Below are 23,260 nucleotides of genomic sequence, written 5' to 3'. Positions count from 1 at the left end.
ATCGACAATCCGTTCGGCACGAGATTGTCACCCATGTCTTAGGTACGCTCTGTCACCCATGTCTCCGGGCCGTACACAGAGCTATTGGCGCACCCGACAGGATTCGAACCTGTGACCTCTGCCTTCGGAGGGCAGCGCTCTATCCAGCTGAGCTACGGGTGCTTTCCGGTTATGCGGAAAACGAACCAGCCGGTGAACCGGCAAGTCACGGCTTCTTAGCGGAAGCGGGCGCGGGCTTCAACGGGCAATTGGCGATTGTGCGGCGCCCCGTGATGGGATGCGAGGCCCCCCTGCCACTGGTGTCGACTATTTATGGCGCTCCCCGGTCCCGCCTCGGCTTCGCCGAGCCACTTGCCGGGGCGCGCCACGGGTCTCGCCCGTCCTTCGGACCCCCAATTCCATGGGGGCGAGGAACCCAAACTTACTGTCCCCTACCCCTCCACCTCGCTCTTCACCGTCCTTCTTCTCGCGCCGCGCACTTCCCGCTTCTGCTTCTTGGCCCCCGCCAGCTCGTGCATGGCGTCGAGCTGCATCTGCTGCATTTCGGCCAGCCGTGTCCATTGGCGTGAGATGAGGTAGTCGAGTTTTTCATGCAGGTGGCGCACTTCGAGCTCGGCCTTGAGGTTGACGCGGTAGTCGTTGAAGGAGCGCAGGCGGTCTTTCACCTCCTGGCGCTTCTGGCTCATCATGATGACCGGCGCCTGGATGGCGGCGATGCAGGAGAGCAGCAGGTTGAGCAGGATAAAGGGATAGGGGTCGAAGGCGCCGGCCATGCCCTCGAACAGGTTGATGCCGATCCACACCAGAAGCACGCTGGCAAACGAGATCAGGAACCACCAGCTGCCGCCAAAGGCGGCCATGTTGTCGGAGATGCGGTCGGCGAAGGAGCGGTGCTCCTCGAACTCCTCTTCCGAGTTTTCGGAGATCGTGTCCTGCCGGGCGATCGATTCCACCACCTGGCGGTCGAGCTCGGAAAATTCGCCGTGCTCCTGCTGCAGCAGCTCCTCCATGTAGCGCATGCGGTAGCGGCCGAGCTCCTCGCGGCTGATGCGGGCGCCCCTGGGCAGGTCCGGGTGGTCGGAGCGGATGCGGTCGGCGAGGCTCGGCCTGAGATCGTCGATGCGCACCAGGTCGCGCTTGCGGAATTTGCGGCCCGAGATCGCCGACGGCTTCTTCTTCGGCTTTATCCGCGACGCGCCTGGGCCGGCCGGTTCGGAATCCGGCACTTCGGGCGTGTCGAAATGCTCGTCCGAAACCCCGTGCAAATCCTCCTGCGTGGTCGGCGCCTCGAGATATTCGCCGCCGCTGTCGTTCTGATTGTCGGCGGCTTGCTGCTCGGATGCCTTGGGAGTGGTGCTCATGATGGGCTCCTGCTGTCGCGCTGCACGGGAGGATACGCCGAGGTGGCGGGACATATCCACTGTCGGTTTCCGCAGCCTATGCCATGTCTTCCGCACGATTGCGTGACAGCTGCAAGACGATAGCCGGCTGCCGGCCTTACGAGGCCTTCGCAGGTTCAGGGCGGCGGACCACTAGGAACATCTAGGATTGGCCGAGGCCCCCCAACGTCGCCATCCCTGAGCAAAGCAGCGGCCTCGCGGAGACCCTGATATCCATGCCGTTGCGCCAGCCTAGGAATGCGGCGGAGCAGAACTCCGCACCGCTGCGGCGCTCATGTGTCGCGGCATGTATCCGCGGGTCCGCACCGCGTCGCTGCGCTCCTTGGTCCGCCCGTGGATGACGAGGTCAGGGGGGTTTGTCCCCTATTGCTGTTCGGCGAACATCAGCCTTGCCTTGCTGTCGGCCATCGCGGGCGACAGGCTGCGCTGGATCAGCGCCTCGACATGGTCGTTGCGCTGGCGGGCGCTGTCGGCGCCCATCACCACCACGATCAGCTGGCGGCCATCGGCATTGTAGGAGGTGACGATGTTGAAGCCGGAAGCCCTGATGTAGCCGGTCTTGATGCCGTCTACGCCGCGCACGCGGCCGAGCATGTCGTTGTGGCCGCGCACCAGCCTGCCGCGGAACATGAAATCGCTTTCGGAGAAGTAGTGGAAATGCTGGGGAAAGCGCTGGCGCAGCGCCATGCCGAGCACCGCCATGTCGCGCGCCGTCGTCATCTGGCCGTCGTCGGGCAAGCCTGATGCGTTGCGGAAGGTGGTGCCGGTCATGCCGAGCGCGCGCGCCTTGGACGTCATCAAGGCGGCGAACCGGTCTTCCGAGCCGCCGAGATATTCGCCGACCGCCACCGCCACGTCGTTGGCCGATTTGACGACGATGGCGCGGATGGCGGAATCGACGTCGATCGTTTCGCCGCGCCGGAAGCGCATCTTGGTGGGCGGCTGCGAGGCGGCGTGGCCGGACACCGGGATCTGCGTTTCCTTGGTGACCCGGCCGGACTCCATCGCCTCGAACAGGAGATAGAGCGTCATCATCTTGGTCAGCGACGCCGGATAGCGCTGCGCCGTCGAGTTGACCTCGAACAGCTGCTTGCCGGTCCTGGCGTCGACGACGATGGCGGCATATTTCTGCGGCGGCGCGGGCACGGCCAGCACCGAGTCCGGCGGGGTCGTGGTCGAGCAGCCGGCAACAAGCAGCAACAGGCCAAGAGCGACGAAAAGTCTCTGGACAAACGGGACGGAACGCAAATTGGACAAGGGCAGGTCTGTTCTGGCGATGGCGTTGCTGAGATGAGGCGAAGCTAACGTAACGCGATTGATGCGTCCATTTGGTTAATGGTGGTTAGCCCCAGGATTGTCCGCCTTCACAAGCACCGCTGATGCAAAATGCCTGTCGCGGCGCTTGCGCAACGGGCGCCGAAAGGGTTCTGCTTGCGCCTCCAGAATCGGGTGAGCACGCTATGGATACCTGCACGATCAAGGCAAAAGGCATTTCGGTTTCGCTCGATCTCACCGTCGGCCATATCGCCGACATGACCGTCGAGAGCGGCGGCCGCCTGATAAAACCGCTGCACCGCGCGCCCTGGGTCGATGCGGGCGAGACGCTGCCCAAGGACCTGCCGCAAGGCACGGTCCGGCTGTCCGGCGACTTTCTGTGCGCGCCGTTTTCGCGCAGCGATGTCGAGGAGGCGCCGCTGCATGGCTGGCCGGCCAACAGCGCCTGGGATATGGTCGACAGCGGCGCGACGGAGGGCGGCTGGCGGGTTGTGTTCCGGCTGCGGCACAAGGTCATGGGCGCCAGCGTCGACAAGACCCTCACGCTCGTCGACGATCATCCCTTCCTTTATCAGGAACATGTGTTTTCCGGCGGTTCCGGCGCGATTTCGGTCGCCCACCATCCGATGACGGTGATGATGGGCGGCGGCACGCTGGCCTTTTCGCCCAAGCGCTTTGCCGCGACGCCGGCCGATCCGTTGGAGCCGGACCCCGCGCGCGGCCGCTTCATGCTGGCCTATCCGGCGCGGTCGGCGGACCTTAGCCATTTTCCCGCCGCCGGCGGCGGCACGCTCGACCTGACGCAGTACCGCATGGAAGACCGGCGCGAGGATTTCGTCACCCTTGTCGAGGCCGACCATGGCGGGCCGGGCTGGACGGCGCTGGCGCGCCGTGCCGAGGAGGACCTTGTGCTGGTGCTGAAGAACCCGGCCGAACTGCCGGTCACCATGCTGTGGCTCAGCAATGGCGGGCGCGATTACGCGCCCTGGAGCGGCCGTCATTTGGGCGTGCTCGGCATCGAGGATGGGCGCACGGCCGTCGGCCATGCCGCCTCGATCGGCGACAACTGGCTGAAGCGCGAAGGTGTGGCGACAGCGTTTGCGCTCGGTGAACGGCGCAGTTTTGCCTTTCGCCACGTCATCGGCGCTTTGCCCCTGTCAGGTGGCACGCCGCCGCGGGCGATTGCCACGGCCAACGGCCAGATGCGGCTCTCGGCCGGCGACACCCAATGGGTCGTCCCCTTCGACGACGATTTCCTGCGCATTGGTCAGCCCGTCCCTGTTTGAGCAGGGTTGCGCAACACGGGGTTTGAAATTTCCGGCGACTGCCGCCAAGATGCGGCGGAAACATCATGTCGATCATCCAGGCAAGTGAGGCTCCCATGTCCGAAATCGCCCACCTGGCCGCCACCATCTTCAAGCGCGCCGGCAAGGCAAAGCGCTTCATCGTCGCGATTGCCGGGCCGCCCGGCGCGGGCAAGTCGACGCTGTCGGCCGGCCTGCATGACCTGCTGCCGGAAGGGGCCGTGGAAGTCGTGCCGATGGATGGCTTCCACTACGACGACGTCGTGCTCGACCAGCGCGGCCTGCGCGCGCGCAAGGGCGCGCCGGAAACCTTCGATTTCGCCGGCTTCGAAACCTTGTTGAAACGCATTCGTGCCGGCGAACCCGACATCGCTATCCCGGTCTTCGACCGCAGCATGGAACTGTCGCGTGCCGCGGCGGCGATCATCGGCACCGAGACCAAATTCATCCTGGTCGAAGGCAATTATCTCTTGCTCGATGAGGAGCCATGGTCGCGGCTGGCGCCGCTGTTCGATTACTCGATCTTCGTCGAGGTGCCGCGCAACGAACTCGAACGCCGCTTGATGGAGCGCTGGCACGGCCATGGGCGTTCAGACGAGGATGCGCGCGTCTGGATCGCCTCCAACGACATGCCCAACATCGAACGGGTGCTGGCACGGCGCCGGGCCGCCGATCTGGTCGTTGGTTAACCCGCTTAATTTTCGATACTTTTTGACGGGAACCTTAAGACTTTCGCGCCGTTATGGCCGAGAACCCGATTGTCAGGCGTGAGGGATTTTCCAATGGCAACCAAGGCAAGAAAACCCGCAGCCGCCAAGACCAGGACCGCGAAGGCCAGCCAAGCGAAGGCCGGCGCTGGTCCGGCGATTGCCGAGCGCTCGAAAGACGCCAAGGCCGCTTTCGGCAAGGCCGCGCCGAGAAAGGTCGTGCCGACCGCCGCGAAGACAGCCAGCCCGCGTAAACCGGCGCCCTCCAACGCCGGTGCCGCCCGGACCGTGGCAAGCGTGGCGGCTGGCGCGGTTATCGCGACCGCACGCGGTGCCGCCTCGCTCGCGGCTTCCGTGATCGGCAAAAGAGGCCCGAAAGCCAAGGCGAAGTAGCCGTCCTGCACCAGCCGGCTAAACCGCCGCTGGCGACGCTGATGCGAGAAGGCTGCTAGCTCTTGGATGGAATGGTCAGGCCCTTCCGCACCGCCGGCCGGGCCAGGCCGCGCTCCAGCCATGCCGCCACATTGGCGAAATCGTCGAAACCGACGAGGTCGCGTGCTTCATAGAAGCCTATCAGGTTGCGCACCCAGCCGAGCAGCGAGATGTCGGCGATGGTGTAGTCGTTGCCCATGATCCATTTTCGGCCCTTCAACCTGCCATCCAGCACGCCGATCAGCCGCCGCGACTCATCGCGATAGCGCTCCAGCGGGCGCTTATCTGCGATCTCGCGGCCGGCGAATTTGTGGAAGAAACCGACCTGGCCGAAGATCGGCCCGATTGAGGCCATCTGGAAGAACACCCACTGGATCGTCTCGTAGCGCCGGGCGGCGTCCGCGGGGACGAGCAGGCCGGTCTTGTCGGCGAGGTAGAGCAGGATGGCGCCGGATTCGAACAGGCCGATCGGTTTGCCGTCCGGGCCGTTGGGATCGATGATCGCCGGGATCTTGCCATTGGGATTGAGCGACAGGAACTCCGGCGTCCAGCTTTCATCCTTGCTGATATTGATCAGGTGCGGCTCATAGGGCAGGCCGAGCTCTTCCAGGGCGATCGATATCTTCACTCCGTTCGGCGTCGTTGCCGAATAGAGCTGGATCTGGTCCGGATGTTTGGCCGGCCAACGGGTGGTGATCGGAAAGGCGGACAAATCGGCCATCGGGAACTCCTGCGGGGGATTTGCGCCAAGGGGCGCGGTGTGGCGGGACAGGCCAAGAGTTATGCGCGCGACCCGGCATGATCAACATGCGGCGACAGTTTCGCCGCGCAGGGACAGTCCTCTCAATCGGACCGCCCGAGACAGATGTTGGCCCGGGATCAGATGGCTTTGAACGCCAGCACCGCGTTGGTGCCGCCGAAGGCAAAGCCGTTGCTGATCGCGGCGCGCACCTTGCGCTCGCGCGCGACATTGGGCGTCACGTCGAGATCGCAATCGGGATCGGGCTCGCGGTAATTCGCGGTCGGCGGCACGACCCCCTCGCGGATCGCCATGACACAGGCGATCATCTCCAGTCCGCCCGATGCGCCCAGGCAATGCGCATGCATCGATTTGGTCGAGGAAACGGACAGTGAGCGCGCATGCTCGCCAAAGACGCGCTTGATCGCGTTGGTCTCGATCTGGTCGTTGGCCTTGGTGCCGGTGCCGTGGGCGTTGAGATAATCGATGTCTTCGGGATTGAGCCCGGCATCGGCGAGGCAGAAGCGCATTGCCGCCTCCGGCCCTTCGACGGTCGGAGCGACGATGTCGGAGGCGTCGGCCGAGAGGCCGGCACCGGCGATTTCGGCGAGGATGGTGGCGCCACGCGCCATGGCATGATCGTAGCTTTCAAGAACCGCCATGCCGGCGCCTTCGCCCAGCACCAGTCCCTGGCGATCGGCCGAGAACGGCCGGCACGTGTCGGGCGACAGCACGCGCAACGCCTCCCAACCCTTGAGCACGCCCCAGACCAGCGGCGCTTCGGTGCCGCCGGCGACCATGACATCGGCGCGGCCGAGCCTGATCTGGTCGACCGCCGAGGCGATGGCATGGTTGGCCGAAGAGCAGGCCGAGGTGACGCCGAACACCGGCCCGCGCAGGCCAAGATGCATGCTGACCTGGCCGGCGGCAGCACCAGGCATGACCTTGGGCACGGTGAAAATGCCGGCGCGGTTCTTGCCCTCGATCAGGATCGCCCGGTAGTTCTCCTCGATCGTCTCGAACCCGCAGACGCCGATGCCGATGACCGTGCCCATCCGGTAAGTGTTGTCCGCATGCGGGATCAGGCCGGACTGCTGCATGGCTTCCTTCGCCGCGATCACAGCCAGCAGGCTGAAGCGGTCCATCGACACCAGTTGCCTGCGCTCGATGCCGTGATCGGGCAGCGCCTTGATCTCGCAGCCGGTCTTGACCTTCAGGTCGTGCAGAAAAGGATTATCGATCGGGCCTATCGCCGAACGGCCGGCCCGCATCTCGGCCCAGATTGCCTGTGCATCGGCGCCTAGTCCGCACAGCCCACCAATGCCGGTAATGACGACGCGCTTCAGCATTCGGTCAGGCTTTTTTCGCGATCAGCGCGCGAACGGCCTCGACCATGTCGCCAACATTCTTGAGATTGCTCCAGGCATCGACGGTGTTCATCTCGATCTCGATGCCATACTGCTCCTCGAGATCGAAGATGATCTCCGTCAGCTCCAGCGAATGGATGCCGAGCGCCGTCAATTCGGTGCTGGTGGTGATTTCTTCACCGCCCGGCTCGGCATGGGCCTTGATCTTCTCGATGATTTCCGTTGCCAGCTGGTCAGCCATTCGGTTTCTTCCCCACTTTGTCGTTTCCCGACGCCAACTGAACAGCGCCTTGTTGTCCTCGATATCAGGCCGCGACCGTCGCCTTACACCCCCGCCAAGCATCGGGTGACCGCACCAAGGTGGCTCCCTCTATAGAAACGGAAACGCCATCAAGCAACAAGCTATATATCGACAAAACCGCCGCAGTGCTTAACCTGACGGCGTGGACACCATCGAATATACGAGGTTTTCGGCCCCTCGCGCCCAGCGCGCCGCGGGCCTGGCACAGCTGGGCTGCGCCAGCGCAGGCGGCCGCACGCGGCTGCGGCGCCTCTATCAGGACGGCTCCGCCAAGATCAGGCTGCCGGCCGTTTCGGTCGAGCCGCTGGAAGCGGTCCTGATCAACACCGCCGGCGGACTGACCGGCGGCGATCGCCTCGAATGGGATGTGGATGTCGGCGCGGATGCCAGCGCCACGATAACGACCCAGGCCTGCGAGAAGGTCTATCGCGCCGCATCCGACCATGCCGACGTGCGGGTCAAGCTGACCGTCGGCGAAAACGGCCGCATCGCCTGGCTGCCGCAGGAAACCATCGTCTTCGACAGGGCGGCCTTCGCCCGCACGCTCGATGTCGATCTTGCCGCCGGAGCCGAGGCGCTGGTGCTGGAAGCGACGGTCTTCGGCCGGCTGGCGATGGGCGAACGCGCCACGCTGGGCACTTTCCGGGACCGCTGGCGAGTTCGCCAGAACGGCTTTCTCATCCATGCCGAGGATTTCCGCATCGGGCCTGACATCGCAGCAAGCATGGCCCGTCCGGCAGTCGCCGGAGGCGCAATCGCCATGGCCACGCTGTTGATGGTGTCGGTGCAGGCCGAGGATTTGCTCGATCCGGTGCGCGAAATCATCGGCGACCGGGGCGGTGCGAGCGCCTGGAGCGTGAAGAGATCTGGCAAGCTTCTTGCGAGGCTCTACGCCGAGGACGGCTACCAGCTGCGCCAGCGGCTGGTTCCGCTCGTCGGATTGCTCAATGGAAGGGCGGGGCTGCCCAAATTATGGTCACTGTGATTCAGGAAACCGCATGAACCTGACGCCGCGAGAGAAGGACAAGCTGCTGATCGCCATGGCGGCGATCGTGGCACGCAAGCGGCTGGAGCGCGGCATCAAGCTCAACCATCCGGAAGCGATCGCGCTGATTACCGATTTCGTCGTCGAGGGCGCCCGCGACGGCCGCCCGGTCGCCGAACTGATGGAGGCCGGCGCCCATGTCGTTCGCCGCGCACAGGTGATGGAAGGAATCGCCGAGATGATCCATGACGTGCAGGTGGAGGCGACCTTCCCCGACGGCACCAAGCTGGTGACCGTGCACCAACCCATCCGGTGAGGAGAGAAAAATGCTTGAACTGCGCCCGAACTGCGAATGCTGCGACAAGGACCTGCCGCCCGAGGCGGCGGATGCGTTGATCTGCACCTTCGAATGCACCTTCTGCGCCGATTGTGTGGAACATGTGCTGGATGGCGTCTGCCCGAACTGCGGCGGCAATTTTTCGGCCCGACCGATCCGACCCGCCGCGATGCTGAAGAAATATCCGGCTTCGACCAAGCGTGTCCTCAAGGCCGAAGGCTGCGGCCCCCGCAAGGCCGCGTGACCACCGCGGCACCCGCAACCACGAAAGGCAAGTAGAATGATCCCCGCCAGACGCCTCTGCCTCTCTGCGATCCTGTTGATGGCCGCCGTCATGCCGGCCTATGCCCATGTCGGTGTCGGCACCACCTCCTCCTTCACGGCCGGCTTCATGCATCCGCTTTCCGGCCTCGACCACATGACCGCCATGATCGCGGTCGGGCTGTGGGCGGCACTCAAGGGCGGCCGAGCGATCTGGGCCTGGCCGCTCGCCTTCGTCGGCGTCATGCTGGGCGGCGCGGCCCTTGGCATGGCCCATGTGCCGATGCCGTTCGTGGAGCCGGGGATACTGGCCTCCGTCGTGGCGTTTGGTCTGCTGGTGGCGTTGGCGGTCGACCTGCCCGTTTCGGCCGGTGTCGCCATTATCGGCCTGTTCGCGGTGTTTCACGGACATGCCCACGGCACCGGAGTGCCGGAAAATGCCGGCGGGCTCGAGTACATGGCCGGCTTTGCAATCGCCACGGTGCTGCCGCATGCCATCGGCATCGCCGCCGGCCTGAGCCTTGGCCAGAGGTTGCCTGGCCTGGCTCGCGTTGCGGGCGCGGCCTGCGCGGCGATCGGCGCCGGCCTCGCCTTCGGCATCGTGTGATTTCAGATGATTCCCGGCGAAATCATCCCCGCACAAGGCGACATCGAACTCAACAAGGGCCTGCCGACCGTCACCTTGAAAGTCGCCAACAGCGGCGACCGACCGATCCAGGTCGGAAGCCACTATCATTTCTACGAAACCAATGAGGGGCTGAAATTCGACCGTGAACGGGCGCGCGGCATGCGCCTCGACATCGCCGCGGGCACGGCCATGCGCTTCGAACCCGGCCAGGAACGCGATGTCACGCTGGTGCCGCTTGGCGGCAAGCGCGAGGTCTATGGGTTCCAGCAGAAGGTGATGGGCAAGCTGTGAGACCGGCGGCGTCTCGTGCGCGGCGTGTGCCCGGCTTTGGGGCCAGCATGAAAGCAGACGCTGCTTTCGGCTCAGTTCGACGGCTTGGCCGCCGCATAGATGACGATCTTCCCGGGGTCATCGAACTCCACGGCGAGAACGTCCTCGGCAAGCACGCGCCGCGAATCGATGGCATTGTAAAGCAAGGCGTTGGCCTCGATCTCCTTGCGCAGTTCGGCGACATCCTCCTGATGCTGCCGGACCTTGTTTTCGATGGCCGGCGGCGGACCGCCCTCGCTGCGCGCGGCGTCGGTCAAGAACACGATGTCGACCTTGTCGAGCTTGGACGTCTTGCGCACCGTGCTGATGTTTTCACGCGTGCGGTCGATCGCCGAACTCACTTTATCGATTTCAGCTGTTGTCTTGGCTTCTTGCTGGTTGACCTGGGAGCCGACGATCCGGTCGACCGTTTCCGGGCTTTCGAGGCCCTGCGCGTTCAGCGCGGCATGCGGAAGGCTCGCAGCCAGAAACGCAGCCGCCGCGATGGCATGCAGCCATCGGGCATTGGGCAAGGTGGTGACGGTCATCGTTCGCTTTCGAGGCTTGTTTTAACACTTACGAGACGAAACGACTCCGGCCCTGTCACAGTTCCCTTCTTGATGCGACCGGCGGACCGGGTACCGGCCCGCCGCACTGGTTCGTCAGCTGGCTTTCTTGGTGATCAGGGTCAGCGCGCCATTGGGCTCCATGCTGGCCGCAACCACCTGCGCCGAGGTCATTCCCTTGGCCTGAAGGGCGGACTTGACCTTGGGGGTGGCGTCGATCGAGCTGCGCAACTTCTGCAGGCCGGCATCGCCGCGCTGGGCGATCACCTGATTAACCTGCGTCTGTGTGTCCTTTGGCAGTTCGGTGATGTCGACAATGTTGACGCTCTGGATCGCCGGCGCGGCCTGCTGGCCGCCGGGCGCCGGCGTTTTCGCCGCGGGGGCCGGTGTGGCCGGAGCGGGCTGTTGTGCTGGCTGCTGCTGGGCACTGGCGGCACCGGCCAGCATCAGGCTGGCGGCGGCTGCAAGAACTATCGATTTGCGCATGGATTTTCCTTCCATCGATTTGGCAAACGGTCGTTTTGGGGTGACCTGCCAACCTCAACCGCCAAATGGGATGAGAAGGTGTCGCCCAGCGGGTCATTGCGTGACCATTGGATGGCGGCAATGTGCAACCCGGCTTCAACCACAGCGCATTTCGGGAGCAATCGCCGATGGCCAGAATAACCCGTGCCGCCTACGCCCAGATGTATGGTCCGACGGTTGGCGACAAGGTCCGGCTGGCCGACACCGAACTCATCGTCGAGGTCGAGAGAGATCTCACCGTTCACGGCGAGGAGGTGAAATTCGGCGGCGGCAAGGTGATCCGCGACGGCATGGGCCAGAGCCAGGTGCCACGGGCGCAGGGCGCGGTCGACACCGTCATCACCAATGCGCTGGTGATCGATGCCGGCGCCGGCATCTTCAAGGCCGATATCGGCCTCAAGGACGGACGCATCGCGGCAATCGGCAAGGCCGGCAATCCGGATACTCAAGACGGTGTCACCATCATCATTGGGCCCGGCACCGAGATCATTGCCGGCGAAGGCAAGATCCTGACCGCAGGCGGCTTCGACGCGCACATCCACTTCATCTGCCCGCAGCAGATCGAGGAAGCGCTGATGAGCGGCATCACCACCATGCTTGGCGGCGGCACCGGCCCTGCGCATGGCACGCTGGCCACCACCTGCACGCCGGGACCATGGCATATGGCCCGGATGATCCAGTCCTTCGACGCCTTCCCGATGAACATCGGCCTGTCGGGCAAGGGCAACGCCTCGCTGCCGGCGGCGCTCGAGGAAATGGTGCTGGGCGGCGCCTGTTCGTTGAAATTGCACGAGGACTGGGGCACGACGCCGGCGGCAATCGATTGCTGCCTCTCGGTCGCCGACGCTTACGACGTGCAGGTGATGATCCACACTGACACGCTGAACGAATCCGGCTTTGTCGAAAACACGGTGGCGGCGATCAAGGGCCGGACCATCCACGCCTTCCACACCGAGGGCGCCGGCGGCGGCCATGCGCCCGACATCATCAAGGTCTGTGGCCTGCCCAACATCATCCCGTCCTCGACCAATCCGACGCGGCCCTACACGGTCAACACGCTGGCCGAGCATCTCGACATGCTGATGGTCTGCCACCATCTGTCGCCGTCGATCCCCGAGGACATCGCCTTTGCCGAAAGCCGCATCCGCAAGGAGACGATCGCGGCGGAGGACATCCTGCACGATATCGGCGCCTTCTCGATCATCTCGTCGGACAGCCAGGCGATGGGCCGTGTCGGCGAGGTGGCGATCCGGACCTGGCAGACCGCCGACAAGATGAAGCGCCAGCGTGGCGCGCTGCCGCAGGAAACCGGCGACAACGACAATTTCCGCGTCCGCCGCTACATCGCCAAGTACACGATCAACCCGGCCATCGCGCATGGGCTGTCGAAGGAGATCGGCTCGATCGCGGTGGGCAAGCGCGCCGACCTGGTGCTGTGGAACCCGGCCTTCTTCGGCGTCAAGCCGGATATGGTGCTGATCGGCGGCATGATCGCCGCCGCCCCGATGGGCGACCCCAACGCCTCGATCCCGACGCCACAGCCGATGCATTACCGGCCGATGTTCGGCGCCTATGGCAAGGCCAGGACCAACTCTTCCGTAACGTTCGTTTCGAAAGCCGCGCTGGAGTCCGGCTTGCACGGCAGGCTCGGCGTCGACAAGCAGTTCGTCGCTGTCGAAAACACCAGGGGCGGCATCGGCAAACATTCGATGGTGCTCAACGACGCCACGCCGCATGTCGAGGTCGATCCGGAAACCTACGAGGTACGCGCGGATGGCGAGTTGCTCACCTGCGAGCCGGCAACCGTGCTACCGATGGCGCAGAGGTATTTTCTGTTTTGAGAATATTTTCCGTTTGACCGGCAGGCCAAATTCCGTTGCGGCTAGCATATTTAGGCCGCAAGATGCAGCCGAGCAGAACCTTACTATGATCAGGCATGGCCAGCGAAATAGCCTCTCCGCACGACATCTTCCCTCATATCCGCATCGTCATGGGCATGGTGATCGGGCTCGGCGTCGCCCGCCTGCTGTCAGGGGTGGCGCGCATCGTCCAGCATCCCGGCCAATACCGGCTCTATCCCGTGCACCTGGCCTGGGTCGCCTCGGTGCTGTTGACGCTGGTGCATTTCTGGTGGTGGGAGTTTGGCCTCTACGCCATCGAGACATGGACGTTCGGCAAGTACCTTTTCATCATCTTCTACGCGATCACGCTGTTCCTGCTCTGTGCGCTGCTGTTTCCGGACTCTATGCTGGACTACACCAGCTACGAGGACTTCTTCTATTCGCGCCGCGCCTGGTTCTTCGGCCTGCTGGCCGCGACCTACCTGCTCGATGTGATCGACACGCTGCTGAAAGGACCGGAGCATTTCGCCCGCTTCGGCAACGAATACCTGTTCCGCACGCCGGTCTTCGTCGCGCTCTGCATCGCCGCGATCCTGGGGCGCGACCGCCGCTTCCACATCGCTTTCGTCGCGGCCGCGCTCATCTACCAGATATCATTCATCCTGCGGCTCTTCGACACGATCGTATGACTATAGCGGATGGTCTAGAGTCCGGGGAAAAGGCAGGTTCTCATGTACAAGGCCATCGGATCGCGCGGATCCCGGGTCAGCCGCGTCCTCTGGATGCTCGAGGAACTCGGGCAACCCTATGAATTCACCGAGGTCAAACTGCGCTCGCCGGAGGCCTATGCGCTCAACCCGTCGGGCAAGGTGCCAATCCTCATCGACGGCGAACTGACGGTAACGGATTCGGCGGCGATCTGCGTCTATCTGGCCGACAAGCACGCCGAGAAGGGGATGGGCGCCAATCCCGGTGTTGCCGGCCGCGCGGAAATGGATTCCTGGATGCATTTCGCCCAGAGCGAGTTCGAGGCACCGCTGTGGAACAAGCTGCGCCACCGCTTTCTCCTGCCCAAGGAGGTCCGGGTCGATGTCGGTCCCGCGGCGGCCTACGATTTCGCCTCGGAGGTCAAGGCGCTGGACCGCCGGCTTGGCGACAAGCCGTTCGCGCTCGGCGACCGATTCTCGGCTGTCGATATCCTGCTCGGCGACATGGGCGCCTGGGCGCGCGCCGGCCGTTTCCCGATCGACTCCGAGCGCGTCAATGCCTATTTCGACGGGGTGCTTTCGCGCCCTGCCCGTGCGCGGGCACAAGCTAATGGCGGAGCCATGACATGAAGCTCGATATCAAGATCGATTTCACCAAATTCCCGCGCGCCGTTTCGGTGCTGACGGGAAACGAGGCCGGGACCACGGCGCCGGCGGGCCGCGCGGTTCTTGCTCATGACGAGCGGCATCTGCGCCGCCGCGCCATCGAACTCGTCGACGGCAGCAAGGTGCTGGTCGACCTGCCCGAGCCCGTTGCCCTGAACGACGGCGACCGGCTGGTGCTGGAGGATGGCCGCCATATCGAGATCGCCGCCGCGCCGGAAGAGGTCCATGACATCCGCGCCCGCGACGCCGTGCATCTGGCCGAGCTTGCCTGGCACATCGGCAACCGCCATCTGGCGGCGGCGATCGAGGCGCACCGCATCCTCATCCTGCGCGACCACGTCATCAAGGCGATGCTGCAGGGGCTAGGCGCCACGGTGACCGACGTCTCCGAGCCGTTCAAGCCGGTGCGCGGCGCCTATTCCGCCCATGGCGGCGCGCATGGACATGACCACGGCCACGCTCATGCCCACGCCGAAGCGCACAGTCATGGCCACAGTCACAGCGAGGCGCATTCACACAGCCATTCGCACGACCATCACGATCATGACTGACCAACCTTCGAACATGGCGCTGCTGCGGCTGATGGCGTGGCTGTCGCCTACCTTTCCGGTCGGCGGCTTTGCCTACAGCCACGGCCTGGAGCGGGCGGTGCATGATGGGCTGGTCAGCGATGCCGGGAGCCTCGCCCAATGGCTGGAGACGCTGGTCGAGATGGGCTCCGGCTGGAACGATGCGGTGCTGTTCGCCGAGAGTTGGCGGCGCGCCCGCACAGCCGGCGATCTCGACGAAGTCGCGGCGCTGGCCGAGGCGCTCGCCGGCTCGCGGGAACGCCACAGCGAGACCACGCTGCAAGGGGCCGCCTTTCTGAAGGCCGCCGCCGCATGGCCCAATCCGGTGCTGGGGCGCTTGCCGGCCGATTGCGCCTATTGCGTCGCTGTCGGCGCGGTGGCCGGCGGCCATGGCATCGCGCTTCCAAGTGCGCTGTCCGCCTTCCTGCAAGGCTTTTTCTCCAATCTCGTCCAGGCGGCCATCCGCCTCGGCACCATCGGGCAGAACGAAGCCACCGCGCTGCTGGCTGGCTTCGAGCCGCTGGCCCTGGCGACCGCCGCCCGCGCTTCCCGCTCGACTTTGGATGATCTCGGCGGCTGCGCCTTCGTCTCCGACGTGATGGCGATGAGCCACGAAACCCAGTATTCGCGGCTGTTCCGCTCATGATCCTCCTTGCCTTCATCCTTTCATTCGTCCTGCTGCTGATCACCGCGCTGCATGTCTATTGGGGTATCGGCGGCGTCTGGCCGGGCAAGGACGCCGCGACCTGCGCCCGCGCGGTGGTCGGATTTCGCGGCGTCGATGAAATGCCGACGCCTTTCGCCAGTTTCGCCGTCGCGGCGTGCCTTTGCCTGGCAACGCTCTGGCCGCTGGCGCTCATCGGATTCTTTGCCTCGCCCTTTCCCCGCGAGGGCCTCGCCGCCACGTCGCTGCTCATCGGACTGGTGTTCCTGGGGCGCGGTATTGCCGGCTTCACGCCGTGGTGGCGGCGGCTGGCGCCCGAGCAGCCTTTCGCGCGACTCGATGTCCGCTACTATTCGCCGCTGTGCGTATTGATCGGGCTCGGTTTCGCAGTCCTTGCCGTCACGGAGTTCCCAACATGACGCAGCCCAACGGTCCCCTTCGCGTCGGCATTGGCGGCCCCGTCGGCTCGGGCAAGACGACGCTCACCGAAAAACTCTGCAAGGCGCTGCGGGACGAATTTTCCATCGCCGTCGTCACCAACGATATCTACACCAGGGAAGACGCCATGATGCTGGCCCGGCTGCAGGCGCTGCCGGAGGACCGCATCGTCGGCGTCGAGACGGGCGGGTGTCCGCACACCGCCATTCGCGAGGACGCTTCGATCAATTTGCAGGCGATCGCCGAGCTGAACCGCAAATTCCCGGACCTCGACATCATCTTCATCGAATCCGGCGGCGATAACCTTGCCGCCACCTTCTCGCCGGACCTGGCGGATCTCACCCTCTACGTCATCTCGGTCTGCCAGGGTGAGGAAATCCCGCGCAAGGGCGGACCGGCGATCACCCGCTCCGATTTCCTGATCATCAACAAGAGCGACCTGGCGCCCTATGTGAACGTCAATCTCGATGTCATGGAAAGCGACGCCGCCCGCATGCGCGGCAAGCGGCCGTTCGGCTTCACCGACCTGTCACGCGGCAAGGGCCTGCAGGAAGTCATCGACTTCATCGTCGAGCATAGCGGGCTGAGGGCGAGCGCTACCGCGAGCACCGCAGCGTAGCCTGCACCAAACGAAAGCGGTTGCGGGCACCAGCGGAGCGCGGCATTCTTTCCAAAACTCGGAGGATTTTTCATGAGCATTGCCCGCCTGCCAAGGGAAACGCTGACCAACCTGCCCTTTTACGAGGAGCGCGTCGATCTCGCCTGTGCCTTTCGCTGGACGGCGCGGCTCAACATGCACGAAGCGGTGGCCAACCATTTCTCGCTGGCCGTCAACGAGGACGGCACCAGGTTCCTGATGAATCCCAACCAGGTGCATTTCTCGCGCATCAAGGCGAGCGACCTGATCGAGATCGATGCCAACAACCCTGACACGCTGTCCGGCCCCGCCGCGCCCGACCCGACGGCGTGGGGCCTGCACGGCGCCATCCATCGCAATGTGCCGCACGCGCGCTGCGTCATGCATGTCCATTCCATCCACGCCACGGTGCTGGCCTCGCTCGCCGACTCGACATTGCCGCCGATCGACCAGAATTCGGCGATGTTCTTCAATCGCCATGTCGTCGACGCCCACTATGGCGGGCTGGCCTTCGAGGAGGAGGGCGAGCGTTGCTCGCAGCTTCTGACCGATCCCAAGGTCAAGGTGATGGTGATGGGCAATCACGGCGTGCTGGTGATCGGCGATACGGTCGCCGATGCCTTCAACCGCATGTTTTATTTCGAGCGCGCCGCCGAGACCTACATCAAGGCGCTGTGGACCGGCCGTCCGCTGCGTACGCTGTCCGACGCCATCGCCGAGAAGACAGCAGCCGAGATGGACGACTATCCCGGCCAGGCAGAACGTCATCTCGCAGAGTTGAAGGCGATCCTCGATGAGCAGGAACCGGTCTACCGGAACTGAAGATCCCGCGTTTTAGCTGATGCTGCGGCTCTCGCGAGCTCCACTTGATTTTGTGAGCTTGGCGCTGCCCTTCTCCCCGTTCCTAACGGGAGAAGGTGCCGGCAGGCGGATGAGGGGCAGCGCGAACCTATGTTAATTCTCGCTCAGAGCCCGAGTTCCCTGCGCAATTCCACCGCGCTGTTGATGACGATAGCGCCAGGCGGCCCTTCCATCGGCGCTTCCGGCCAGAAGATCGTCTTCATCCCCGCCGCCAGTCCGGCCATGGCGCCCGGCCAACTGTCGTCGACCGCAACCGCGTGCGCGGGATCGACACCCGCGAGATAGGCGGCGCGCAGGAAGGGTTCGGCGTGCGGCTTGCCTTCGCGCACGTCGTTGCGGCTGATCGACTTCATGCCGGGATAGGTCAGCCCGACCATGTGCAGATTGGCGTCCACGATCATCCGGTCCGAATTGGAGACCACCGCCTGCTGCACGCCAAGCGCGCGCAATTCATTGAAGACCTCGACGGCGCCGGGACGCGGCTTGAGACCTTCCACCAATGGCAGATAGTGCTCGTACTTGCGCATGATCCAGTCGTCGAAAGGCATATCAAGACCGAACTCGTCGCGCATCATCTCGTAGACCGGCCAGGCGGCAACGCCCAGCACGCGCTCGTGCAGGTCGGCCGGCGGCTCGAGGCCGGCATTGTGCATTGCAGCCACCAGGGCCGCCGCATGCAGCGGTTCGCTGTCGACCAGCGTGCCGTCCATGTCCCAGAAAACCGCCTTCGGTGTCATGCAGCGCTCCTTTTTGCGATCCCTTAAAGGGTTTACACCGGGAGATAAACCATCCGAGCGACAGAACGTGCCATCGGCCGGGAACAAGACCACCCGCTTGGCCCGGCAAAGACATCGTGCGGCAAAATCAACCCGGATACGCAAGCAAGCATTTGCTCTTGAGATTGACAATTGCGCAGAGAGCCGTTCCCTGCGAAACTAGAAGCGGACCGCTCGTGTGATCAGCGGGTTTGGGAGGCAGGACGTGAATACCCGGCAGGATGGCGGCAGCAACAGGCTGGACGACGCGGCGCGCGCCGGCTGGCTCTATTATGTTGCCGGCAACACACAGGACCAGATCGCAGCCACACTCGGCATCTCGCGGCAGACCGCGCAGCGGCTGGTGTCGCTGGCTGTGTCGGAAGGCTTGATCAAGGTCCGCGTCGACCATCCAATCGCCAACTGCCTGGACCTGGCGGCGCGGCTGAAATCTCGCTTCGCGCTCGATCTCGTCGAGGTTGTGCCGAGCGACCCGACCTCGTCGTCGACGACTATCGGCATTGCCGAGGCGGCTGCAGCCGAGATCGAAAGGCGATTGAGATCGCCGATTCCGATCGTGCTCGCGATCGGCACAGGCCGCACGCTGAAGGCGGCGATCGAACAATTGCCGCCGATGGAATGTCCGCAGCACAAGGTAGTGTCCTTGACCGGCAACATCTCGCCGGACGGTTCGGCCGCCTTCTACAACGTCATCTTCACCATGGCCGACAGGGTCAAGGCGCGCTCCTTCCCGATGCCGCTACCGGTCATCGCCTCCTCGCCGCAGGAGCGCGAGATGCTGCTCAACCAGCCGATGATCCAGCCGACGCTGGCGCTCGCCGCCGAAGCCGACGTCACCTTCGTCGGCATCGGCGACCTCGGCCCAAAGGCGCCGCTCTACGAGGACGGCTTCATTTCCGAAACCGAGTTGAAGGCCTTGCAGAAGGCAGGCGGCATTGCCGAGATCGTCGGCTGGGTGTTCGATCGCGACGGACGGATGATCGAAGGCATCACCAACGACCGCGTGTCGTCGGCGTCGCTGCCATCGCGCGAGAAGTCGCTGGTCATTGCGCTGGCCATGGGCGAGCGCAAGCTGCCGGGCATACTGGCGGCCGTGAACCGCCGTCTGGTCAACGGGCTCATCACCGATGAGCGGACGGCGACCGCCCTTTTGGCCGGCGTCTGACCGACAGCCGCTGCTGCCGGCGGAATGGGCCGATGTCGTCCGCGTCGCGATAAAGCCAACAGGGCTATCTGTGCCGCCCGAAAGGGTCGTTGCCATCGAGGAAACCGAGGTCGCGCTGCAGATGCGGCGACAGGTCCCTGATGTCGAGATGCGCCCTTTTTCTGATCGCGAACCAGCCAAAACCGTCCGTGAGCCACGAAATCCAGCGGTGATCCGGAGCGGGAGTGCACTTTTGCTGCGCCATGGTCATGATCGTCAACCTTCGCTATCCTGAACCCGAATGACGGGTTGACACTGAATGTCGGTCTTGCCGGCCAGCTTTGCCAATCGAACGTGGATAAGGACCCATAAGGAGGTTTTATGCCGGACCTCAGCTCGCGCCAGGTTTCGCAACTCCCGCCGCTGCAGGCTATCCGGGTGTTCGAAGCGGTGGCGCGGCATCTTTCCTTCACCAAGGCCGCCGAGGAGCTTGCCATGACGCAGGCGGCGGTCAGCTATCAGATCAAGGTGCTGGAGGAGCGGATCGGAGCGCCGCTGTTCCTGAGGCGCCCACGCCAGATTGCGCTGACCGAAGCCGGACAGCGCCTGGCACCAGCTGTCAGCGAAGCCTTTGCCATTCTCGGCCAGGCCTATGCCGCGGCGCGTGGCGGCGCGGATGGTTTGCTGTGCGTCACGACTGTGCTGACCTTCGCCTCGAACTGGCTGGCGCACCACCTCGGCTCTTTCCAGATCGCTCATCCGTCGCATGCGGTGCGGCTGGAGACGTCAAGTCGATTGACGGATTTCGCCCGCGAGGACGTCGACCTCGCCATCCGTTCGGGCGGCGGCAAATGGCCGGGGCTGGAAGCCCACAAGCTGCTTGACGCCGATTTCACGCCGATGCTGAGCCCCAAGCTCGCTGCGAGCATTGGCGGCATCAAGGAGCCGGCCGACCTGCTGCGGTTGCCGATCCTCGATCCCGGTGACATCTGGTGGACACAGTGGTTCGAAACCGCCGGCGTGCACGCGCACGACCTTGCCAAGCGGCCCGGCAGCAGCATGGGCGCGCAAGCCTATGAGGCCAATGCCGCGATCGCCGGCCATGGCGTGGCGATCCTGACCAGAGCGCTGTTCAAGGCCGAACTCGCCGACGGCCGCCTGATCCAGCCCTTCGACCTGGTCGGAGACGATGGCCACGCCTACTGGCTGGTCTATCCCGAAGCGCGCCGCAACGTGCCGAAGATCCGCGCCTTCCGCGACTGGCTGTTGGCTGAGATCGCCTGCTGATCGGCAGGCGACGGAACCGACATACGATTTCAAAGATTTTGATCCCACTGCCTGACCTCAGGCGGCGGCAGCCCCACCATCGCGCCCCCGATCCTCGGCCGTTTTGTTGCCATTCTTGGGTCGCGTGCTGCGCTGCAGCATCGAATCCGTCTTGACATAATTAAGACTAAGTGAGTAATTGCTCACAGCCAAGGCAAATGCTCATCTTGGTTTATGGGAGGAATTTGATGAAACTTCGCACGCTCACCCTGGGCTTGTTGTCGGCCAGCGCCCTCGCCTTCGCCGCACATGCCGAATCCATCACCATCGCCACCGTCAACAATGGCGATATGGTCCGCATGCAGAAGCTGACCGACGACTTCACCAAGGCCAATCCCGACATCCAGCTCAACTGGGTCACGCTCGAGGAAAACGTGCTGCGTGAGCGCGTCACCACCGACATTGCCACCAAGGGCGGCCAGTATGACGTGATGACCATCGGGACCTATGAGGTTCCGATCTGGGCCAAGCAGAGCTGGCTCCTGCCGCTCGACAAGCTCGGCGCCGACTACGATGTCAAGGACATCATCCCGGCCATTGCCGGTGGCCTTTCGGTCGACGGCAAGCTCTATGCCGCGCCTTTCTATGGCGAAAGCTCCTTCGTCATGTACCGCAAGGACCTGATGGAGAAGGCCGGCCTGAAGATGCCCGACGCGCCGACCTGGGACTTCATCAAGCAGGCCGCCGACAAGATGACCGACCGCGCCAACGGCGTGAACGGGGTCTGCCTGCGCGGCAAGGCCGGCTGGGGCGAGAACATGGCCTTCCTGACCGCGATGTCGAACTCCTTCGGCGCCCGCTGGTTCGACGAGAACTGGAAGCCGCAGTTCGACCAGCCCGAATGGAAGAAGACGCTGCAGTTCTACGTAGACCTGATGAAGGCCGACGGTCCGGAAGGCGCTTCGTCGAACGGCTTTAACGAGAACCTGGCGCTGTTCCAGCAGGGCAAGTGCGGCATGTGGATCGACGCCACCGTCGCGGCATCCTTCGTCTCCGATCCGAAGAATTCGACCGTCGCCGACAAGGTCGGCTATGCGCTGGCGCCCGACAACGGCCTGGGCAAGCGCGGCAACTGGCTGTGGGCCTGGTCGCTGGCCATTCCCGCCGGCACCAAGAAGGCTGACGCCGCGGAGAAGTTCGTGTCGTGGGCGACCAGCAAGCACTATGCGGAGCTCGTCGCGTCGAAGGAAGGCTGGGCCAACGTTCCTCCGGGCACGCGCTCCTCGCTCTACGCCAACCCCGAGTACCAGAAGGCGGCTCCGTTCGCCAAGATGACGCTGGAGTCCATCAACGCCGCCGATCCGACGCATCCGACCGTCAAGCCGGTGCCCTATGTCGGCGTGCAGTTCGTCGCCATCCCTGAGTTCCAGGGTCTTGGCACCACCGTCGGCCAACTCTTCTCGGCGGCTCTTGCCGGCCAGTCGAGCGTCGACGATGCGCTGAAGCAGGCCCAGGACGCCGCCACCGCGACGATGACCGAGGGCGGGTATATCAAGTAAGGCTCCTCCCGGTGCCGAATGCCGGCCAGCTTGCTGACCGGCAACGGCCGCCCGAAACCCAGTTCGGGCGGCCGTCTTCAATGCCTCTGAAAATTCAGCCTGATCCTTGAAGGGTGACCGTCATGGCTACTCAGCAGACCCGTTCGCTTGCCCGATTCATGATGGCGCCTTCCGTGGTGCTGCTGTTCGTCTGGATGATCGTGCCGCTGATCTTCACCATCTGGTTCTCATTCCTCCAGTACAACCCGCTCAATCCGGTCCACGATGGATTTGTCTGGTTCTCCAATTACAAGCTCTTCTATTCCAACCCGGCCTTCCTGCAATCGATCCTCAACACGCTCACACTCGTCATCAGCGTGCTGCTGATCACGGTGATCGGCGGCATCCTGCTGGCGCTGCTCATCGATCAGCCGATGTGGGGCCAGGGGATCGTGCGCATCCTCGTCATCTCGCCGTTCTTCGTCATGCCGCCGGTGGCCGCATTGGTCTGGAAGAACATGATAATGCACCCGCAATATGGTGTGTTCGCCGACATAGCGCGCTTCTTCGGGGCACAACCAATCGACTGGTTCGGGCAGCATCCGATGACGGCGATCATCATCATCGTCGCCTGGCAGTGGCTGCCTTTCGCGACATTGATCCTCCTGACCGCGCTGCAGTCGCTCGACGGCGAGCAGAAGGAAGCCGCCGAGATGGACGGCGCCGGCTTCATCAGCCGCTTCATCTATCTGACGCTGCCGCACATGTCGCGGGCGATCACCGTCGTCATCCTGATCCAGACGATCTTCCTGCTCTCGGTCTATGCCGAAATCCTCGTCACCACCAATGGCGGCCCCGGCTACGCCTCCACCAACCTGCCCTTCCTCGTTTACCAGAAGGCGCTGCTGGAGTTCAAAATCGGCCAGGCATCCGCGGGCGGTGTGATCGCCGTCATTCTCGCCAACATCGTCGCCTTCTTCGCCATGCGCGCCGTCGGCAAGAACCTGGACAAGTAAG

29 protein-coding genes and 1 tRNA gene are annotated in these 23,260 nt (G+C 64.1%); 20 read left to right on the top strand and 10 right to left on the bottom strand.

Annotation, left to right across the window (positions count from 1 at the left end; genetic code table 11):
• Positions 1–85: 85 nt before the first annotated feature.
• The 3 genes from FJ958_RS15680 to FJ958_RS15670 form a co-directional block, all read right to left on the bottom strand.
• A tRNA-Arg gene (locus FJ958_RS15680) sits at positions 86–162 on the bottom strand.
• A 269-nt stretch (positions 163–431) separates the two neighbouring features.
• Positions 432–1,361: a DUF1003 domain-containing protein gene (locus tag FJ958_RS15675; protein WP_140744091.1), complete on the bottom strand. Its 930-nt coding sequence runs from the start codon at positions 1,359–1,361 to the stop codon at positions 432–434.
• 402 nt (positions 1,362–1,763) lie between these two features.
• Positions 1,764–2,657: a D-alanyl-D-alanine carboxypeptidase family protein gene (locus FJ958_RS15670; protein WP_140744089.1), complete on the bottom strand. Its 894-nt coding sequence runs from the start codon at positions 2,655–2,657 to the stop codon at positions 1,764–1,766.
• Between the two features lie 203 nt (positions 2,658–2,860).
• Here FJ958_RS15670 and FJ958_RS15665 point away from each other — a divergent pair, with 203 nt between their 5' ends.
• The 3 genes from FJ958_RS15665 (at position 2,861) to FJ958_RS15655 (ending at position 5,079) form a co-directional block, all read left to right on the top strand.
• Complete coding sequence (locus FJ958_RS15665) at positions 2,861–3,961, top strand: hypothetical protein (protein ID WP_140744087.1); 1,101 nt, start codon at positions 2,861–2,863, stop codon at positions 3,959–3,961.
• Between the two features lie 95 nt (positions 3,962–4,056).
• On the top strand, positions 4,057–4,668 hold the full coding sequence (locus tag FJ958_RS15660) for a nucleoside triphosphate hydrolase (RefSeq protein WP_140744085.1): 612 nt from the start codon (positions 4,057–4,059) through the stop codon (positions 4,666–4,668).
• 93 nt (positions 4,669–4,761) lie between these two features.
• Positions 4,762–5,079: a hypothetical protein gene (locus FJ958_RS15655; RefSeq protein ID WP_140744083.1), complete on the top strand. Its 318-nt coding sequence runs from the start codon at positions 4,762–4,764 to the stop codon at positions 5,077–5,079.
• Between the two features lie 55 nt (positions 5,080–5,134).
• Here FJ958_RS15655 and FJ958_RS15650 read toward each other — a convergent pair whose 3' ends face one another.
• The 3 genes from FJ958_RS15650 to FJ958_RS15640 form a co-directional block, all read right to left on the bottom strand.
• Positions 5,135–5,839: a glutathione S-transferase N-terminal domain-containing protein gene (locus FJ958_RS15650; protein ID WP_140744081.1), complete on the bottom strand. Its 705-nt coding sequence runs from the start codon at positions 5,837–5,839 to the stop codon at positions 5,135–5,137.
• A gap of 158 nt (positions 5,840–5,997) precedes the next feature.
• Positions 5,998–7,206 (bottom strand): beta-ketoacyl-[acyl-carrier-protein] synthase family protein, encoded by a 1,209-nt coding sequence (locus tag FJ958_RS15645; RefSeq protein WP_140744079.1) that lies wholly within the window; start codon positions 7,204–7,206, stop codon positions 5,998–6,000.
• Between the two features lie 4 nt (positions 7,207–7,210).
• On the bottom strand, positions 7,211–7,465 hold the full coding sequence (locus tag FJ958_RS15640; RefSeq protein WP_140491308.1) for an acyl carrier protein: 255 nt from the start codon (positions 7,463–7,465) through the stop codon (positions 7,211–7,213).
• Between the two features lie 202 nt (positions 7,466–7,667).
• Here FJ958_RS15640 and FJ958_RS15635 point away from each other — a divergent pair, with 202 nt between their 5' ends.
• Genes FJ958_RS15635 through FJ958_RS15615 form a run of 5 tightly spaced genes read left to right on the top strand, consistent with a single transcriptional unit; the run spans position 7,668 to position 10,027 of the window.
• The gene (locus FJ958_RS15635) at positions 7,668–8,510 is read left to right on the top strand and encodes an urease accessory protein UreD (protein WP_140744078.1); all 843 of its coding nucleotides are present in this window, start codon (positions 7,668–7,670) and stop codon (positions 8,508–8,510) included.
• A 13-nt stretch (positions 8,511–8,523) separates the two neighbouring features.
• A complete protein-coding gene (locus tag FJ958_RS15630) occupies positions 8,524–8,826 on the top strand; it encodes an urease subunit gamma (protein ID WP_140744076.1) in 303 nt (100 codons plus the stop codon).
• 10 nt (positions 8,827–8,836) lie between these two features.
• Complete coding sequence (locus FJ958_RS15625; RefSeq protein ID WP_140744074.1) at positions 8,837–9,091, top strand: DUF1272 domain-containing protein; 255 nt, start codon at positions 8,837–8,839, stop codon at positions 9,089–9,091.
• A 36-nt stretch (positions 9,092–9,127) separates the two neighbouring features.
• The gene (locus FJ958_RS15620; protein ID WP_140744072.1) at positions 9,128–9,715 is read left to right on the top strand and encodes a HupE/UreJ family protein; all 588 of its coding nucleotides are present in this window, start codon (positions 9,128–9,130) and stop codon (positions 9,713–9,715) included.
• A gap of 6 nt (positions 9,716–9,721) precedes the next feature.
• On the top strand, positions 9,722–10,027 hold the full coding sequence (locus FJ958_RS15615) for an urease subunit beta (RefSeq protein WP_140744070.1): 306 nt from the start codon (positions 9,722–9,724) through the stop codon (positions 10,025–10,027).
• Between the two features lie 71 nt (positions 10,028–10,098).
• Here FJ958_RS15615 and FJ958_RS15610 read toward each other — a convergent pair whose 3' ends face one another.
• Together FJ958_RS15610 and FJ958_RS15605 are read right to left on the bottom strand one after the other, a co-directional pair.
• On the bottom strand, positions 10,099–10,593 hold the full coding sequence (locus FJ958_RS15610) for a hypothetical protein (protein WP_140744068.1): 495 nt from the start codon (positions 10,591–10,593) through the stop codon (positions 10,099–10,101).
• A 114-nt stretch (positions 10,594–10,707) separates the two neighbouring features.
• A complete protein-coding gene (locus FJ958_RS15605; protein ID WP_140744066.1) occupies positions 10,708–11,097 on the bottom strand; it encodes a hypothetical protein in 390 nt (129 codons plus the stop codon).
• 167 nt (positions 11,098–11,264) lie between these two features.
• Here FJ958_RS15605 and ureC point away from each other — a divergent pair, with 167 nt between their 5' ends.
• From ureC to FJ958_RS15565, 8 genes are all read left to right on the top strand, one after another.
• Positions 11,265–12,977 (top strand): urease subunit alpha, encoded by a 1,713-nt coding sequence (gene ureC, locus FJ958_RS15600; protein ID WP_140744064.1) that lies wholly within the window; start codon positions 11,265–11,267, stop codon positions 12,975–12,977.
• Between the two features lie 95 nt (positions 12,978–13,072).
• The gene (locus tag FJ958_RS15595) at positions 13,073–13,666 is read left to right on the top strand and encodes a hypothetical protein (protein WP_140744062.1); all 594 of its coding nucleotides are present in this window, start codon (positions 13,073–13,075) and stop codon (positions 13,664–13,666) included.
• Positions 13,667–13,708: 42 nt separating this feature from the next.
• Positions 13,709–14,314, top strand: a complete 606-nt coding sequence (locus FJ958_RS15590; RefSeq protein WP_140744060.1) for a glutathione S-transferase family protein — start codon at positions 13,709–13,711, stop codon at positions 14,312–14,314.
• On the top strand, positions 14,311–14,901 hold the full coding sequence (gene ureE / locus FJ958_RS15585) for an urease accessory protein UreE (RefSeq protein WP_140744058.1): 591 nt from the start codon (positions 14,311–14,313) through the stop codon (positions 14,899–14,901). The genes FJ958_RS15590 and ureE overlap by 4 nt, the downstream gene beginning before the upstream one ends.
• Positions 14,894–15,565 (top strand): urease accessory protein UreF, encoded by a 672-nt coding sequence (locus tag FJ958_RS15580; protein ID WP_140744056.1) that lies wholly within the window; start codon positions 14,894–14,896, stop codon positions 15,563–15,565. Before ureE ends, FJ958_RS15580 begins: the two co-directional genes overlap by 8 nt.
• A complete protein-coding gene (locus FJ958_RS15575) occupies positions 15,562–16,002 on the top strand; it encodes a DUF3995 domain-containing protein (RefSeq protein WP_140744054.1) in 441 nt (146 codons plus the stop codon). The genes FJ958_RS15580 and FJ958_RS15575 overlap by 4 nt, the downstream gene beginning before the upstream one ends.
• Positions 15,999–16,640 (top strand): urease accessory protein UreG, encoded by a 642-nt coding sequence (ureG, locus tag FJ958_RS15570; RefSeq protein ID WP_140744052.1) that lies wholly within the window; start codon positions 15,999–16,001, stop codon positions 16,638–16,640. The genes FJ958_RS15575 and ureG overlap by 4 nt, the downstream gene beginning before the upstream one ends.
• Positions 16,641–16,712: 72 nt before the next feature.
• A complete protein-coding gene (locus FJ958_RS15565; RefSeq protein WP_140744050.1) occupies positions 16,713–17,480 on the top strand; it encodes a class II aldolase and adducin N-terminal domain-containing protein in 768 nt (255 codons plus the stop codon).
• 143 nt (positions 17,481–17,623) lie between these two features.
• On the opposite strand, the gene FJ958_RS15560 is transcribed toward FJ958_RS15565, so the two are convergent.
• The gene (locus FJ958_RS15560) at positions 17,624–18,256 is read right to left on the bottom strand and encodes an HAD family phosphatase (RefSeq protein WP_140744048.1); all 633 of its coding nucleotides are present in this window, start codon (positions 18,254–18,256) and stop codon (positions 17,624–17,626) included.
• A 244-nt stretch (positions 18,257–18,500) separates the two neighbouring features.
• On the opposite strand from FJ958_RS15560, the gene FJ958_RS15555 reads away from it, so the two are divergent.
• Positions 18,501–19,460 carry a sugar-binding transcriptional regulator gene (locus FJ958_RS15555; RefSeq protein ID WP_140744046.1) on the top strand — a complete coding sequence of 320 codons (960 nt, stop codon included), beginning with the start codon at positions 18,501–18,503 and terminating at the stop codon, positions 19,458–19,460.
• Between the two features lie 64 nt (positions 19,461–19,524).
• On the opposite strand, the gene FJ958_RS15550 is transcribed toward FJ958_RS15555, so the two are convergent.
• On the bottom strand, positions 19,525–19,710 hold the full coding sequence (locus FJ958_RS15550; RefSeq protein ID WP_140744113.1) for a hypothetical protein: 186 nt from the start codon (positions 19,708–19,710) through the stop codon (positions 19,525–19,527).
• Between the two features lie 110 nt (positions 19,711–19,820).
• Between FJ958_RS15550 and gcvA the strand changes: the two genes are divergently transcribed.
• The 3 genes from gcvA (at position 19,821) to FJ958_RS15535 (ending at position 23,259) form a co-directional block, all read left to right on the top strand.
• Positions 19,821–20,726, top strand: a complete 906-nt coding sequence (gcvA, locus tag FJ958_RS15545; RefSeq protein WP_140744044.1) for a transcriptional regulator GcvA — start codon at positions 19,821–19,823, stop codon at positions 20,724–20,726.
• 227 nt (positions 20,727–20,953) lie between these two features.
• Positions 20,954–22,264 carry a sugar ABC transporter substrate-binding protein gene (locus FJ958_RS15540; RefSeq protein WP_140744042.1) on the top strand — a complete coding sequence of 437 codons (1,311 nt, stop codon included), beginning with the start codon at positions 20,954–20,956 and terminating at the stop codon, positions 22,262–22,264.
• Positions 22,265–22,386: 122 nt separating this feature from the next.
• A complete protein-coding gene (locus FJ958_RS15535; RefSeq protein WP_140744040.1) occupies positions 22,387–23,259 on the top strand; it encodes a sugar ABC transporter permease in 873 nt (290 codons plus the stop codon).
• Position 23,260: the final 1 nt, after the last annotated feature.

Source organism: Mesorhizobium sp. B2-3-5 (genome assembly GCF_006442395.1).
Taxonomy (GTDB): domain Bacteria; phylum Pseudomonadota; class Alphaproteobacteria; order Rhizobiales; family Rhizobiaceae; genus Mesorhizobium.
The sequence above is the reverse complement of the archived record's forward strand: the minus strand, read 5'-3'. Positions and strand labels throughout refer to the sequence as shown.

What these genes read in the sequence shown, in the direction of transcription:
- FJ958_RS15675 (WP_140744091.1), bottom strand. Translation starts at nt 1,361, where the DNA reads ATGAGCACCACTCCCAAGGCATCCGAGCAGCAAGCCGCCGACAATCAG.
- FJ958_RS15665 (WP_140744087.1), top strand. Translation starts at nt 2,861, where the DNA reads ATGGATACCTGCACGATCAAGGCAAAAGGCATTTCGGTTTCGCTCGAT.
- FJ958_RS15660 (WP_140744085.1), top strand. Translation starts at nt 4,057, where the DNA reads ATGTCCGAAATCGCCCACCTGGCCGCCACCATCTTCAAGCGCGCCGGC.
- FJ958_RS15655 (WP_140744083.1), top strand. Translation starts at nt 4,762, where the DNA reads ATGGCAACCAAGGCAAGAAAACCCGCAGCCGCCAAGACCAGGACCGCG.
- FJ958_RS15650 (WP_140744081.1), bottom strand. Translation starts at nt 5,839, where the DNA reads ATGGCCGATTTGTCCGCCTTTCCGATCACCACCCGTTGGCCGGCCAAA.
- FJ958_RS15645 (WP_140744079.1), bottom strand. Translation starts at nt 7,206, where the DNA reads ATGCTGAAGCGCGTCGTCATTACCGGCATTGGTGGGCTGTGCGGACTA.
- FJ958_RS15640 (WP_140491308.1), bottom strand. Translation starts at nt 7,465, where the DNA reads ATGGCTGACCAGCTGGCAACGGAAATCATCGAGAAGATCAAGGCCCAT.
- FJ958_RS15630 (WP_140744076.1), top strand. Translation starts at nt 8,524, where the DNA reads ATGAACCTGACGCCGCGAGAGAAGGACAAGCTGCTGATCGCCATGGCG.
- FJ958_RS15625 (WP_140744074.1), top strand. Translation starts at nt 8,837, where the DNA reads ATGCTTGAACTGCGCCCGAACTGCGAATGCTGCGACAAGGACCTGCCG.
- FJ958_RS15620 (WP_140744072.1), top strand. Translation starts at nt 9,128, where the DNA reads ATGATCCCCGCCAGACGCCTCTGCCTCTCTGCGATCCTGTTGATGGCC.
- FJ958_RS15615 (WP_140744070.1), top strand. Translation starts at nt 9,722, where the DNA reads ATGATTCCCGGCGAAATCATCCCCGCACAAGGCGACATCGAACTCAAC.
- FJ958_RS15610 (WP_140744068.1), bottom strand. Translation starts at nt 10,593, where the DNA reads ATGACCGTCACCACCTTGCCCAATGCCCGATGGCTGCATGCCATCGCG.
- FJ958_RS15605 (WP_140744066.1), bottom strand. Translation starts at nt 11,097, where the DNA reads ATGCGCAAATCGATAGTTCTTGCAGCCGCCGCCAGCCTGATGCTGGCC.
- ureC (WP_140744064.1), top strand. Translation starts at nt 11,265, where the DNA reads ATGGCCAGAATAACCCGTGCCGCCTACGCCCAGATGTATGGTCCGACG.
- FJ958_RS15595 (WP_140744062.1), top strand. Translation starts at nt 13,073, where the DNA reads ATGGCCAGCGAAATAGCCTCTCCGCACGACATCTTCCCTCATATCCGC.
- FJ958_RS15590 (WP_140744060.1), top strand. Translation starts at nt 13,709, where the DNA reads ATGTACAAGGCCATCGGATCGCGCGGATCCCGGGTCAGCCGCGTCCTC.
- ureE (WP_140744058.1), top strand. Translation starts at nt 14,311, where the DNA reads ATGAAGCTCGATATCAAGATCGATTTCACCAAATTCCCGCGCGCCGTT.
- FJ958_RS15580 (WP_140744056.1), top strand. Translation starts at nt 14,894, where the DNA reads ATGACTGACCAACCTTCGAACATGGCGCTGCTGCGGCTGATGGCGTGG.
- FJ958_RS15575 (WP_140744054.1), top strand. Translation starts at nt 15,562, where the DNA reads ATGATCCTCCTTGCCTTCATCCTTTCATTCGTCCTGCTGCTGATCACC.
- ureG (WP_140744052.1), top strand. Translation starts at nt 15,999, where the DNA reads ATGACGCAGCCCAACGGTCCCCTTCGCGTCGGCATTGGCGGCCCCGTC.
- FJ958_RS15565 (WP_140744050.1), top strand. Translation starts at nt 16,713, where the DNA reads ATGAGCATTGCCCGCCTGCCAAGGGAAACGCTGACCAACCTGCCCTTT.
- FJ958_RS15560 (WP_140744048.1), bottom strand. Translation starts at nt 18,256, where the DNA reads ATGACACCGAAGGCGGTTTTCTGGGACATGGACGGCACGCTGGTCGAC.
- FJ958_RS15550 (WP_140744113.1), bottom strand. Translation starts at nt 19,710, where the DNA reads ATGACCATGGCGCAGCAAAAGTGCACTCCCGCTCCGGATCACCGCTGG.
- gcvA (WP_140744044.1), top strand. Translation starts at nt 19,821, where the DNA reads ATGCCGGACCTCAGCTCGCGCCAGGTTTCGCAACTCCCGCCGCTGCAG.
- FJ958_RS15540 (WP_140744042.1), top strand. Translation starts at nt 20,954, where the DNA reads ATGAAACTTCGCACGCTCACCCTGGGCTTGTTGTCGGCCAGCGCCCTC.
- FJ958_RS15535 (WP_140744040.1), top strand. Translation starts at nt 22,387, where the DNA reads ATGGCTACTCAGCAGACCCGTTCGCTTGCCCGATTCATGATGGCGCCT.